This is a genomic window from Pontibacter sp. CAU 1760, assembly GCF_054482735.1.
This window is the reverse complement of sequence record NZ_JBTLRL010000009.1, coordinates 99,532-113,312: the sequence shown is the minus strand read 5'-3', so window position 1 is coordinate 113,312 and position 13,781 is coordinate 99,532. Positions and strand designations below refer to the sequence as shown.

Annotated in this window: 7 protein-coding genes; 4 read left to right on the top strand and 3 right to left on the bottom strand. The window is 54.5% G+C overall.

The features are described from left to right. Window positions 1-251: 251 nt before the first annotated feature. From ACXYMU_RS13980 to ACXYMU_RS13970, 3 genes are all read right to left on the bottom strand, one after another. Window positions 252-2,384, bottom strand: a complete 2,133-nt coding sequence (locus tag ACXYMU_RS13980; RefSeq protein WP_458987023.1) for an endo-1,4-beta-xylanase — start codon at window positions 2,382-2,384, stop codon at window positions 252-254. 228 nt (window positions 2,385-2,612) lie between these two features. Next, a complete protein-coding gene (locus ACXYMU_RS13975) occupies window positions 2,613-4,568 on the bottom strand; it encodes a RagB/SusD family nutrient uptake outer membrane protein (RefSeq protein WP_458987022.1) in 1,956 nt (651 codons plus the stop codon). 11 nt (window positions 4,569-4,579) lie between these two features. Further along, window positions 4,580-7,708 carry a SusC/RagA family TonB-linked outer membrane protein gene (locus tag ACXYMU_RS13970; RefSeq protein WP_458987021.1) on the bottom strand — a complete coding sequence of 1,043 codons (3,129 nt, stop codon included), beginning with the start codon at window positions 7,706-7,708 and terminating at the stop codon, window positions 4,580-4,582. A 678-nt stretch (window positions 7,709-8,386) separates the two neighbouring features. On the opposite strand from ACXYMU_RS13970, the gene ACXYMU_RS13965 reads away from it, so the two are divergent. The 4 genes from ACXYMU_RS13965 to ACXYMU_RS13950 all read left to right on the top strand — a co-directional run bounded on the left by ACXYMU_RS13965 (window position 8,387) and on the right by ACXYMU_RS13950 (window position 13,761). Then, on the top strand, window positions 8,387-9,415 hold the full coding sequence (locus ACXYMU_RS13965; protein WP_458987020.1) for a LacI family DNA-binding transcriptional regulator: 1,029 nt from the start codon (window positions 8,387-8,389) through the stop codon (window positions 9,413-9,415). Between the two features lie 80 nt (window positions 9,416-9,495). Continuing rightward, a complete protein-coding gene (locus ACXYMU_RS13960; protein WP_458987019.1) occupies window positions 9,496-11,658 on the top strand; it encodes an alpha-glucuronidase family glycosyl hydrolase in 2,163 nt (720 codons plus the stop codon). A gap of 93 nt (window positions 11,659-11,751) precedes the next feature. Further along, entirely contained in the window at window positions 11,752-12,516 is a 765-nt protein-coding gene (locus tag ACXYMU_RS13955; RefSeq protein WP_458987018.1) for an SDR family NAD(P)-dependent oxidoreductase, read from the top strand. 87 nt (window positions 12,517-12,603) lie between these two features. Further along, on the top strand, window positions 12,604-13,761 hold the full coding sequence (locus ACXYMU_RS13950; RefSeq protein WP_458987017.1) for an endo-1,4-beta-xylanase: 1,158 nt from the start codon (window positions 12,604-12,606) through the stop codon (window positions 13,759-13,761). Window positions 13,762-13,781: the final 20 nt, after the last annotated feature.

Genomic DNA, 13,781 nt, shown 5'->3' with positions numbered 1-13,781 from the left:
TACTTGTATGTTTTAGGTAGAGGTGCATTTTCAAATCGTTTTTACTGCAAAGATTGACAAGCGACCGAAACCCGGTGAGGGGTATGGCACTGTTAAGTTAAAAATAAATCAAAAGCATAACCGTTCGAAATTAAGCCGGATCATGCTTGGGCCGCGCCTGCTTCTTGATTGAGGCCGCCATACTGCTTCACCCCGCGATCCGTTTCATTTTCACTTTGAAGCAGCTTCTTCCCAAACTCACAGTAGTCTAGTTACCGGATGATGATTTTTCTCACCCAAACCGCCTCGTTTTGGATAACCCGCACCATGTAAAGGCCTGGTTTGAGCGGTTGGTTAAAGGCAGTGCTGGCTTGCTTTAGCTCCTGCTCCAGCAGCACACGGCCATCCACATTCAGTACCTGCGCTACCGCTATTTTAGACATGCTGAAATTAATGAGCGTTAGCTGAAATCTGCCCCCGGTAGCCGGGTTCGGGTATACATGCACCATCTTGTCTGCAGTTGTGCCGCCTATCCCGGTTACAGTGCCACCGTTGTTCCCGATGCAGTCGCCGTGGGCCAGGTGCTCTCTCACCAAGCCTTTGTCCAGGTGCAAAAGACTCCCTTCGTGCAGTACGTAAATTTTGTCCGGAATCGGGATGGTGATGGTCCCGGCTTCGCTGGTGTTAAAGCCGTCGTTCACTTTCACGGTCAGGGTATAAGCTGTTCTGCTGAAGTCTATAAGCTCAGGGCGGGTGATGGTGACCTGGCCGGTGGCCGCCTCCAGCGTGAAGATGGAGGCGCCGGTTCCGCCCGTTACCTGCCAGCCTTGCAGTGCGGTGTTGGCGTCACTGTCTGTGGCGGTTATTTTGCCCAGGGCGTTGCAGGCAACCGCAGCGTCCAGGGGCAGCGTCTGGTTGGCTGTTATAACTGGCACCTGCACATTGGTGTTGCTTTGCACGTACTCCCGCAGCCATTTCAGCGCCGCCCGTTCCCCGCCGTTGGTATGGGCCAGGTAGGCGCCCTGGTCGGTGCGCCAGTGGCCGGGGCGGTATCCCCACAGGGTGATGCCCTTCACAGCCGGGTGCTCCCAGAACACCGGGAATATGCGCTTGTACTCCTCCAGCTGCATGTTGTCGGTTCTGCCGTCGATGTCGAGCTCGGTGATGTAGATGGGCAAGCCGGTGGCCGCAAACAGGTCGAGGTTGCCTTTGAGGGTAGCCGTGGCTGTTGGCCTGGTCGAGAAGGCGTGGCCTTGTATGCCGATCGCGTCGATGAGGTTTCGCTCACGGAGCAGGTTGATGATGCCGAGGTAACGCTGCGCATTGGCCGTGGTGTTTTCCACGCTGTAGTCATTGATCATGAGCGGGGTATTCGGGAAGTGCTTGCGGGCCAGTTGAAAGGCCTTGATCACCCAGTCCCAGCCCGTGCTGCCGGTGCCGCCGAGCGCGGCCAAATAATTGCCGCTGCCCTGGTCGGTGGCGTTTTGCTTCACCGGTGGGTCGTTCGTCGGCTCGTTCACTACTTCCAGGAAATCGATGGCAGGGTAGCGTGCGGCCACGGCTGCAAACCATTCCTCAATCTCCTCGAGTTGCTCCGCCGGAGGCAGGTTCTCGATCCAGGCAGGCTGCTGGTTTCCCCAGATCAGCACGTGCATCCGGAAAGGGAAGCCGTTGTCTTTAGCCAGCTTGTAGGCGGCATCCAACTGCGACCAGTTCATTACGTCGCGGGTGGCTTCCATGCTGCCCCACTTGCCGGCATTTTCGGCTACCACCTGGTTAAAATAGTGCGTAAAGTTTGGTAATTGCGAGGCGCTGTATACCCCACCCAGAAACTTAGGCTGGCCCGTGGCAATTGGTGGGCCGGTGGGGGTATAGGGCGCCGGAGGTGGTGTCTCTTCGTTTGTGCTGCCGAGTATCGAGAAGTTATCAAGGTAAAAGGTGCCTGCTTCCGGGAAGTTAAGCCGCAGTTGCAGGCCTGCTTCCTGTGCTGTGAAGGTCCAGGTGTATTTTTGCCAGGCGGTGGTCAGCGCAAAGTCGCTGGAAGCATAGGTGCTGGTTTGCTGCACCACTCTAATGGACTTGCCAGCAGTGGCCGCCTTCGCGTAAAAGGTCAGGGTATATTCAGTTCCGGTCACTGAGGGCCAGGCATCGTTTATGGCCTGTATGCTGTAAGCTGCGCTCCCGGCCTGCGTGATGCTAACCTTCATGGCCCGGCTTCCTTCTTGTGCATTTGCCGTCTCGGCGGTAAAGGCGCCTTGGCCACCCCCGCTCACCTGTGTCCACCAGTTGGTGAAGCTGTTGCCGGTGCCACTCTCAAAGTCGCCGTTGAGTAAGAGGTTCTGGGCCTTTACCTTATAATCCCCTAAAGAGACCAGCAACAAAACAAGGAGTATAGCTTTCTTCATAAAGGTTGGTTATTGATAAAGTTTGTCTGTTTTACATGCCAGGAGCGTACCTGAGTTTTAAGGTGGCAAGCTGTTGTTTAAGTGTGTTTATACCTGTAGCAGGGCAATTGGGAGCCTATAGCTTCAGGTGGAGCGAAGGCTGATATCTACATCTCTGTGAAAGCCTGAATAAACAAAAGATTGGCTGCCCAAAAAGAGCAGCCAATCTTTCCATTATCAAACATCTGATTAATTATAGCCAGGGTTTTGATAGACAGCTTTTTCGGCTGCAGTCAAATCCATGGCATCCAGCTGCCCCTGCGGAATAGGGCGCAGGTAGTGGTGAGGTTGAATGTTACGTGTCACAGTTGTCGGGGTATGGTCTCCGTAGCTGTTGCCGGCTATCCGGTAAGTCCCGGCGAGCTCTTCCCACTTTTGCGTGCGCACCAGGTCAAACCAACGGTAACCTTCGGCATAATACTCACGCGAGCGCTCTGCCAGAATATAGTTGATGTCGATCGTGGCCGGGGTGGCCGCCGTCATGGCTGCGCTGTTGTCCTCTACCTTCACCATGTTGCCGTTGTTGTCGTAGCGCCACATGCCGGCACGTGCACGGATCACGTTGATCAAGTCCCTGGCGCTATAACCCGCCTGTGTGTTTGCACCCATCACTGCTGCTTCGGCGGCTACAAAGTACAGCTCCGAGAACTTGGCAATGTTGAAAGGGCGGGTGCTGGCGGCGTTTGGTTGCCCCAGCCCGGCGCCATTGTCGGTGCGGTAGGTACCCATTTTCCACAGACCCGGATACACGATCCGGCTGATGTCATTAGGGCCAATCACAAAGTCGGCTCTTCCTGGCAGTTCACCGGCGCCAATGTTGCTTTTGCCTGCCCCGTTCGGGTAGCTGATCGGCGTGGCTGGCTGCTCGTTCAGGAACGTCAGGATCGGATCGCCCGGGTTAACCGGCAAACCGTTCGCGTTGTACAGAACGGGTGCGTTTACGCCTCCTTTCGGCCAGTTGCCACGGTAAACAGTGGTAAAGGTGCCGTCGTAGCGGGAGTCGTTTGTTTTGTCGGCAAAGGTGTTTGTGATCACGCCGATGGGAGGTGCCATACGGGTCCACGGGCGCCCCAGGTGCTGGGCGGCTTCACGCTGTACAGAACTTACCCGATTGGTCCAGTTCGGATCCAGCGCGCTTCTGATGTTGGTATAGTTCCAGGTCATCATCCAAACCGCGAAGTTGTCGGGTGCACCACCGTTGGCATACGTCAGGCTGGATGCGTTGTAGAACTCGCTGGTCTCGGTATGGTCGGCGTAAAGCAGTATTTCGGGGTTACGGTCGTTTGAACCCAGGTGCACATCGTAATACGTTGGCTGCAGACTGAAAGGGCCCGGGTTCTGGATGCCGTTCAGCGCCACATCATACGCCTGCTGGAAATACCACTGCGCGTTATGCCCGTCCGGGTCTGTGCGGGAAGTTTCCGGATAGGTAGGGACGTTGTTCGGGTTCAGAAGCCACCAGCCATAGGTGAGGTAGGCTTTGGCCAGAAACAAGCGTGCCAGCGTTTGCGTGGCGCCACCGGTGAGGCGTGGGTTTGCCGGCAACTCCTCTACCGCTAGCCGCAGATCCGGGAAGATAGCCTTGGTATAGACCTCCGGTACCGTATTGCGCACCGAAGACCTGGATGGGCTTGTGTTGAATTTCAACTCGCCCGCGCCCAAGTCCAAAGGCACACCGCCGAAGGTTTGCACCAGTTGGAAGTAATCGAAGGCCCGGAAGAACCTTGCTTCGGCAATCAGCGCGTTCGATATAGTTCCGATGGCGGCAGCATTCTCAATCACGCCGCTGGCGGTGTTGATATTGGAGAACGCGGCGCCCCACAAAACATCGGCACGGCTGTCGGCGGGCGTGATCTCCCCTTGGCCTGAAATATCCATTACCTTAAAGTTCTGGTCCGCGCTCTGCGCGTATGTGGCTTCATCGGTGCCGGTTTCAGTGACGTTGTAGTAGTAGGCCTGCCCGTATATATAGCGCAGGTGCGCATACATGGACGTTATTCCTCCCCGAACACCTGTCTCCGTTTTGAAAAAGCCGGGCTCGTAAATACTGCGTGGCTGCTCCTCCAGAATATCCTCGCAAGATGACAGGGACAGCGCCATCATCAACGCTGTTCCTATAAAAGTCTTATTTTTAATGAATTTCATCTTTAAGCTTATTAAAATGTCACATTTAAACCAACCAGGTAGTTGCGCGTAGCGGGCGCGTTCGTGCCAATCGTCAGCAGGCGGCTTGGCGTGCCACCCGTTACCGCCACATTTTGGTTGGCGTATGAGTTGGTTTCAGGGTCCATGCCGGATGCACGGTGGTAAGGCGAGAACAGCACGAACGGGTTCTGCGCAGTCGCGTAGAGGCGCAGGTTGCTGATGCCGACTTTGTCCAGCCAGTTGCTGTTATCGAAGTTATAACCCAGCGTTATGGTGCGTATCTTCAGGTATGAGGCGTCGAAGTAGCCCAGCGTACTGCCATATTTCGGGTTGTCGCCGCTTCTTATACCTGCCGGATTCGGGTACTTGGCGTCCGTGTTTTCCGGCGTCCAGTAATCCACCGCCACGTTCCCACGGCGTCCGCTTAGTAGATTGAGGTAACCTTGGGAGCCATAGAGCGTGCTGTTGAGGATACCCCCGCTCTGAAAGGCAGCCACAGTGGTCAGGTCGAAACCCTTGAATCCTACACGGCTGTTAAAGCCTCCCTGGAAGTCAGGGTTCGCGTTCATGATCTGGCGATCGTCCGGTCCAATTTGTCTTACAGGCGTGCCGTCAGTGTTGTAGTCGCCGGTATACTTCACCTTGATCATACCCACATTGCCGCCCGGCTCTAAAACGTTCAGGTACGGGTCGCCCTCTTGCCACAGGCCGAGTCGCTCATAGTCGTAGATGACGTTGATCGGGTGGCCGACAAACAGCCAGTTGCTCCTGTCTTCACTTGCGCCGGAAGCGAGCGACACGATTTTGTTGCGGTTGCCATAGATGTTCACACCGGCTTCCCACGTCCAGCCGTTGAGGTTTTCCAGAATCACCCCATTCAGCGAAAGCTCCAGGCCCTTGTTCTGCGTTGCCCCAATGTTTGCCGTGTAGCCGCTCACACCTGAGGTAGGAGGCAAGCCAAGGTTCAGCAGGATGTCGTCGGTGTTGGTTACATAGTACTCCAGCGTACCAGACAGGCGGTTGTTCAGGACGGCGAAATCCAAACCGAAGTTCCAGGTATTGGAGTACTCCCAGCCTAGTGTAGGGTTAGGCAGTTGCGTTACGTAATAACCAGTTGCATAGGTATCCGGACCAAAGTTGTAAGGCCGGGTACTCAAAAGCCCGAGGGTAGAGTATGGAGAGATGGCCTGGTTTGAGGTTTGTCCGTAGCCCGCACGCAGTTTTAGCATGTTAATCAGGCTCACGTCCTGCATAAACGATTCTCTGGCGATGTTCCATCCGGCTGATATGGCAGGGTAGGTGTTCCACTTATACCCCGGCGCCAGTCTGGAGGAGCCATCGGAGCGTACAGTGGCGCTCAGCATATAGCGGTCGTCGTAGGAGTACATGGCGCGTCCCATCCACGATAACAAGCCCCACTGGTAATAGTGCTGGTCGCCCGGATTCACCGTGATTTCTTCGGCAGCCTGGCCTATGTTGTAAAACTGGAAAGCATCAGAAGGAATGTTTCTTCCGGCTATGAACGATCTGTCATATTGCTCCTGCGAGGCAGAGTAAAGCCCTACTACGTTCACGTTATGCTTGCTTGCAAAGGTGCGATCGTAGGTCAGGAGGTTTTCAATCGTCCAGTTGGTTGTTTTGGCGTTGCTAACAGAAGCTGTAGAGAAGGTGTTCGGGTCAACAGCGTTGATGCCTGCAGCCGTGTAGGCGCCTCCCTGGCTCTGGCGATAGTTTAAGCCAACGTTGGCACGATACTTCAAACCTTCTACTCCCGGGATTTGTACCTCCCCGTAAATCGTGTTGTATGTAGCAAAAGCCCTGTTTTCATTTAGCCATAGGTCACTCAAGCCGCCGTCTTCCAGCATGTCTCTGGTGTATAGCCACGTTTCATCCAAAGGCATTCTAATAGTTCTCTTCAGGCTACCATCTTCATTGTAAGGGCTGGCAAGCGGCGACAAACTCAGGATGTTGTACAAGCCCACGTTGTTGCCTTCGGTCATGTTAAAGTTATTGTAGGTATTGAAGCCGACGCGAAAGCGCTTGCCGATTCCCTGATCCAGGCTTCCCCGCATCGAGTAGCGGGTATACTGCTGCGTCGGGATCACCCCTTCATCCTCGAAATAGCCGACACTAAAGCTGTAACGGCCTTGCTCGGTGCCTCCTGAAACGGCTACATCATGGCTCGTTGTGATACCCGTCTTGTACAGCAGGTCTTGCCAGTCTGTGTCCACTCCTTCCGCTTCATCCACGCCTAACTGGCCCGCAAACTGACCGGCCGCCTGGCGCAGCGCAAAAAGTTCCGGACCGCTCATCATGTCATACTTGGCAAAAACGTTTTTCACACCATGGAAGCCGTTGTAGCTTACTTGTGGCTTTTGGCCCGCTTTTCCGGTTTTGGTAGTCACTAAAACAACGCCGTTGGCGCCCCGCGAACCGTAAATGGCGGTTGCCGAAGCATCCTTCAGGATATCAATGCTCTTGATGTCGTTCGGGTTGATGTCGGAGATAGCCCCGGGGAAAGGAATTCCGTCCAGCACCACCAGCGGGTCGTTACCGCCTGAGATGGAGCGCGTACCGCGGATCCGGATTTGCATGGAGGCACCTGGCTGGGAGGAGGATTGCGCAAACTCCACACCCGGTAAACGCCCCTGCAACGCCTGGGTGATGTTACCGGAGGGCACCTGCGTAATTTCTTCTGAACTAATGGAGGCAACCGAGCCTGTTACGGCCTCTGCCCGCTGGGTACCATACCCTACCACCACCACTTCATCCAGCGCCTTGGCGTCTGTGCTGAGTTTCACATTAATGGTGGCGCGGCTGTTGATGGGCACCTCCTGGTTTACATACCCGATGTAGGAGAAAACGAGCGTCCCGTTGCCATTCGGCACGTTGATCGTGTAGCCACCGTCCATGCCCGTAGGAGCAGCTGTAGTGGTGCCTTTCAGGAGTACGGTTACCCCCGGCAAACCCGTTCCTGTGGCGGCATCCGTCACTCTGCCTGTTACCGTCAGGGCCTGTGCCATGGCCTGCACGCTTACCAGCAGGCAGGAGAGCAGCAGGGCCGCTACCCGGAAAACTTTTGGCACGCGCGCAAAGGGCGTCGCAGGCCAGGATTTCTGTGTAAAATCAAGTCTCATCATAAATTTTGTTAAATGTTCTGGTAATTGTTGAGCTGTAAAGTATGTAAACTGGAAAAGAGGGAAAGCACCGAAAGCGCACGGGGCGGTCGGTGTGCGTGCCGTGGTATTTGTTGCCTGAGGCCAAATGCTATGTGTGGTTGCATAAACTCTTTCACGTGTTTCATTTTATGGGGTATTAGCAGGTGAAAAAAACAGTTCCTCGATGTCGGGTGAGTGCGGGTTATTAAGGTGGCGGCATGTTTAGAGGTACAGCTTTTTGCTTGTTCCTCCATTCGTGTGTTTGTTAAATTTGCTTTTAAAGCGTGTATAGCCGTTTTTTAGGCTTTCCCATGACAGTAAAGGCATTGCACAAACAGGGTTCAGTAAGTAACTAATCACTAATGTTCTGTAAACTTCAAAAGATAATTTGTTAATTGCAACCGATTTCATAAATTTGTTTTTAATGATGGTCACGGAAGCTGCTAAGACACCCTGTTAATTGGCCTTTAGTGAGCAAGCCGGACGCATGGGATGGGTTGATTGCCATAAAGCAGCATAGGATTGTCACTTATAAGGCATGTTTTTGCGCTTTTAAAGCGGAAGCTGCTCTTAATCTTGTTATGTTGTATAGGATAGTGCTCAAATAGCTGTTTGGGCTATGCAACCGATTTCAAGTTATTTTACAACAACCCCTGCACGATGGATAAGGACATTACGATATATGATATAGCAAAAGGGGTAGGGGTATCGCCTACCACCGTTAGCAGGGCGTTAAACGATCACCCGGCCGTTAACAAGAAAACCAAGCAGCGGATTTATGAGATCGCCACCCAGATGGGGTATCGGTCGAATATGTTTGCCAGCAACCTGCGGCGGCAGCGCACCAACACCATCGGTGTCATCGTGCCGATCCTGAACAGTAACTTCCAGTCGTCGGTGATGGCCGGGATGGAGAAAGTGGCTAACGATGCGGGGTATAACCTGATCATCAGCCAGTCGATGGGCACGGCAGAGAAGGAGATTGCCAACGCCAGAACCATGTTCAACAGCAGGGTGGACGGTTTGCTGGTATCCCTGGCCCACGACACGGAAAACATCGATCATTTTGAGCCGTTTTTCAAAAAAGGGATTCCGGTGTTGTTTTACGACCGGGTAGCCGAGCACAAGCAAAGCACCAGCATTATCATCGACAACGTGCAGGCAGCCTACAAAGCCACCACGCACCTGATTGAGCAGGGCTGCAGAAACATCGTGCACATCAGCGGCAACCTCAAAATAAACGTGTATGCCAACCGCCTGAAAGGGTATAAGTACGCGCTCATAGACCATGACCTGCCTTTCCGGGAGGAACTGGTGCTGGTAAACGACCTGACGGAGGAGGCGGGGATAGCGGCTGCCGAGCAGATCCTGAAAATGGACCCGCGGCCGGACGGTATCTTTGTGTCGAACGACTTCTGTGCCGTGACCTGCATGAAAGTGCTGAAGCAGGCGGGCGTATCAATACCGGGCGACATGGCCATTGTGGGCTTTAACAATGACCCAATCACCAAACTGGTAGAGCCAACCCTGACCACCATCGATTATCCAGGGTATGAGATGGGGGAGGTGGCCGTACGAAGCCTGATTAATTACCTGGACGCTTTATCCGATATCAGCATGACCAACACCGTTACGCTGCGGTCTGAGTTGATTGTGCGGGAGTCGTCGCTGCGAAAATCGCAGGGCTGACAGCGTACACCCTAACCCCTTGCTTTATGCAGGCCGGGGATGATTGCAGAAATTCAGTATCACTATAAACGAATCGCCTTATGAAGAACAACCTTGCTTACGTTTTGTCGCTACTGCTGCTGCTGTTTACGGCCAGTGGCTTGCATGCCGAAGACGGATACAGGCTCTGGCTCCGTTACGATCAGTTACAAGACGTTTCCAAGCTGGAATCTTACCGTCAGGCGCTTCGGGAAGTGGTGCTGGAAGGCAATTCTGCCACCTTGGCGATCGCTAAGAAAGAACTTGGCAAAGGGCTAAGCGGCTTACTGGGGCAGCAGGTACCAGCCTCCTCCCGCCCGACGCAGGCAGGGGCCGTAGTAGCGGGTACGCCTGCAAGCTCGGCATTGATCAAGTCCCTGGCGCTAACAGACAAGCTGAAGCAGGTGGGGGATGAAGGCTACTTGCTGCTTTCATCCAACCTGAATGGCAAGCCAGCGACCATCATTGCAGCCAACACGGATGTAGGGGTGCTGTACGGCACGTTCCACCTGCTGCGGCTTGTCCAGACAGCGCAGGACATCAGCAAACTGGACGTGAGCAGCTCCCCTAAAATACAGCGCCGCGTCCTGAATCATTGGGATAACCTGGACAGAACGGTAGAGCGTGGGTATGCGGGCTTCTCGCTTTGGGACTGGCACAAGTTACCTGACTACATTGACCAGCGCTACCTGGACTATGCCCGGGCCAATGCCTCCATCGGCATCAACGGCACGGTACTGACTAACGTGAATGCCAACGCGCTGGTGCTCACAAAAGAATACCTGGTGAAAGTGAAAGCGCTGGCGGATGCCTTTCGGCCATACGGCTTGAAAGTATACCTTACGGCCCGCTTCAGCGCCCCCATGGAAATTGGCGGCATGAAGACCGCTGACCCACTGGACCCGCAGGTGCAGGCCTGGTGGAAAGAAAAGACAAACGAGATTTACAGGTATATACCAGACTTCGGGGGCTTTCTGGTGAAGGCTGACTCGGAGGGGCAGCCAGGACCGCACAACTACAAGCGCACCCAGGCGGAAGGGGCCAACATGCTGGCAGATGCTGTGGCGCCGCACGGAGGCATTGTGATGTGGCGCGCCTTTGTGTACAGCGAGCATACCCCTGACGACCGCCACAAGCAGGCCTACAATGAGTTTAAACCGCTGGATGGCCAGTTCCGAGACAATGTGCTGGTGCAGGTAAAGAACGGGGCGATTGATTTTCAGCCGCGCGAGCCATTTCACCCCTTGTTCGGGGCGATGCCCAAGACGCCGCTCATGATGGAGTTCCAGATCACGCAGGAATACCTGGGGCAGGCCACGAACCTGGCGTACCTGGCGCCGATGTATAAAGAAGTGCTGGAGGCAGACACTTATGCCAAAGGCAAAGGCTCTACCGTAGCAAAAGTGGTGGACGGCACCCTGGGCAAGCACAAGCTTTCCGCCATTGCCGGTGTCAGCAACATCGGAACAGATCGTAACTGGACGGGCCATCAGTTCGGGCAGTCGAACTGGTATGCTTTCGGACGCCTGGCCTGGGACCATACCCTCACCTCGGAGCAAATCGCCGAAGAGTGGATCCGGATGACCTTTACGAATGAAAGCGCGTTTGTGAAGCCGGTGAAGGAGATGATGCTTAACTCACGCGAAACGGTAGTGAATTATATGACGCCGCTTGGCCTGCACCACCTCATGGGCTGGTCGCACCATTATGGTCCGGGCCCCTGGATCAAAGACAAGCCCCGCGCGGATTGGACCTCCGTATATTATCACCAGGCCGATGAGAAGGGCATAGGCTTTGACCGCACGAAGACAGGCAGCAACGCCGTAGCGCAATACCACCCGCCTGTGCAAAAAGAGTTTGGCAGCCTGAAGCGCGTGCCTGAAAAATACCTGCTGTGGTTCCACCATGTGCCCTGGGATTACAAAACCAATTCCGGCAGAATTCTGTGGGATGAACTGGCCCACCGCTACTCTAGCGGGGTGGACTCGGTGCGGCAAATGCAGCAGACCTGGGACAGTGTGGAGGGGATGGTAGACGAAGAGCGCTTTAACCACGTCAAAACTTTCTTGAGCATTCAGGAGAAAGAGGCAAAGTGGTGGCGCGACGCAGTGCTGCTTTACTTCCAGCAGTTCTCTAAAAGGCCGTTGCCAAAGGGACTGGAAGAACCTGAGCATACCCTTGAACACTACATGCAGTTGAACCCGAAATTTGTGCCGGGCATCTAAAATCAAACACACAGGCATGCCGGCAGCATGTGTAAGCGGTTAGCAGACAATTGCCCGAACCAGCCGCCCTTTTGCCGGTATGCCCCTACAACCATGACCATGAACGAAAACCAGACGTCAGCGCAAAAGGTAGCCATCGTAACCGGAGGAGGCTCCGGGCTTGGCTACGCCATCGCAGCGAAATTTATACAGCAAGGGCTTCGCACCATCATCATTGGCCGTAACGAGGAAAAGCTCCACGCAGCCAAAGAAGCATTCGGTCCGCTTTGCGCCACCGTCTCCTTCGACCTCAGCGACCTCAGCCAGATCCCGGCCTTAGTGGAGTCTATTGTAGAGGAGCACGGGCAGATCGATGTGCTGGTTAACAACGCCGGCATCAACATGAAAAAGCCTTTGGTAGAGGTGAGCGACGAGGAGTTTCAGCGCATTGTGCACACCAACGTGAATGCCATGTTTGCGCTTACCCGCGAGGTGGCGAAGGCGATGCTGCCGCGCAAGCAGGGGGCCATCGTAAACATCAGTTCCATGGCCTCGCAGTACGGAATACCCAAGGTGATTGCCTATACCGCATCCAAGTCTGCCATAGAGGGCATGACGCGCGCCATGGCTGTGGACCTGTCGCCGGAGGGTGTTCGCGTAAACTGCGTGGCACCCGGCTTTATCGCCACCGATATGTCGGCAAAAGCCTTGAACAATGACCCGGAGCGCAAAAACAGGGTGTTGTCTCGGACCCCAATGGGCAAACTGGGCACGCCCGAGGATGTGGCAGAGGCCGTGTACTTCTTTTCAAGCGACGCCGCCAAGTTTGTGACAGGCACCGTGTTGCCTGTGGACGGCGGTAATTCCATCGGGTTTTAAAAAATGCTGGCGAGGGCCGGCAACCCCACCAAAGGCCAAAACGAATTAGTGTGATGTATACCTTCTCTAAAAGCTAAACAGTAAAAAATGAAATTAATCCGTACCCTGATTGCCCCGTTGTTGCTGCTGGCCTCCCTGGCCATTTCCTGCACCGACACAAAGCAGCCGACTGATGAACAGGCCTACTCTGAGCCAGCGACCACCACATTAGCAGCAGCCTATAAAGGCGACTTTTACATTGGTGCCGCACTTAATGGCCGCCAGGTAAGCAACATCGATACGCAGGCGGTGACCCTTATCGAAAAGCAATTCAACTCCATCAGTCCCGAGAACCTGCTAAAGTGGGAGGCGGTGCACCCAAAGCCGGGTGTATATAACTTTGAGCCAGCCGACAACTACGTGGCGTTGGGCCAGCGCAACAACATGTTCGTGGTAGGCCATACCCTGGTCTGGCACAATCAAACACCTAAATGGGTGTTCGAAGTTGACAATGGCAAGCCGGTGAGCAAAGAGGTGCTGCTACAGCGCATGGAAGAGCATATCCGCACCGTGGCGGGGCGCTATAAAGGCAAGATCAACAGTTGGGATGTAGTAAACGAAGCGCTGAACGATGACGGCACTCTGCGTCAGTCGGAGTGGCTGAAGATAATCGGGGAGGAATTTTTGCCGACGGCTTTCCGGCTAGCCCGTGAAGTGGATCCGGAAGCGGAGCTATACTACAATGATTACAACCTCTGGAAGCCAGCCAAGCGTGACGGTGCGGTGCGCCTGGTGCGCAGCTTGCAGGAGCAGGGTATAAAGGTAGACGGCGTCGGGATGCAGGGCCATTATGGGCTTAAGTCTCCATCGCTGGAGGATATCGAAGCAAGCATCCTGGCTTTTTCGAAGCTTGGCGTGAAAGTGTCCTTCACAGAAGTTGATATTGATGTGCTGCCTAACCCAAGCAACCGGCAGGGGGCCGACATCGATGCAACCTTTGAGTTTGATGAGAAATACAACCTGTATACCACGGGCCTGCCTGACTCGGTGCAGCAGCAGCTCACGGCCCGTTATACGGAGCTGTTTCAGTTATTCCGCAAGCACAGCGACAAGATTGACCGCGTAACCTTTTGGGGTGTAACAGACAACGATTCCTGGCTCAACAACTGGCCTATACCGGGGCGCACCAGCTACCCGATGGTATTTGACCGCCAGTACCAGCCAAAGCCGGCTTTTGAAGCGTTGCTGAAGACAGCTGCCAAATAAGCGGGGCTGCGCGCGAGTAG

Excerpts from the sequence above, each read along its gene's own strand:
- ACXYMU_RS13970 (WP_458987021.1), bottom strand. The coding sequence starts at position 7,708 with ATGATGAGACTTGATTTTACACAGAAATCCTGGCCTGCGACGCCCTTT.
- ACXYMU_RS13950 (WP_458987017.1), top strand. The coding sequence starts at position 12,604 with ATGAAATTAATCCGTACCCTGATTGCCCCGTTGTTGCTGCTGGCCTCC.
- ACXYMU_RS13955 (WP_458987018.1), top strand. The coding sequence starts at position 11,752 with ATGACCATGAACGAAAACCAGACGTCAGCGCAAAAGGTAGCCATCGTA.
- ACXYMU_RS13975 (WP_458987022.1), bottom strand. The coding sequence starts at position 4,568 with ATGAAATTCATTAAAAATAAGACTTTTATAGGAACAGCGTTGATGATG.
- ACXYMU_RS13980 (WP_458987023.1), bottom strand. The coding sequence starts at position 2,384 with ATGAAGAAAGCTATACTCCTTGTTTTGTTGCTGGTCTCTTTAGGGGAT.
- ACXYMU_RS13965 (WP_458987020.1), top strand. The coding sequence starts at position 8,387 with ATGGATAAGGACATTACGATATATGATATAGCAAAAGGGGTAGGGGTA.
- ACXYMU_RS13960 (WP_458987019.1), top strand. The coding sequence starts at position 9,496 with ATGAAGAACAACCTTGCTTACGTTTTGTCGCTACTGCTGCTGCTGTTT.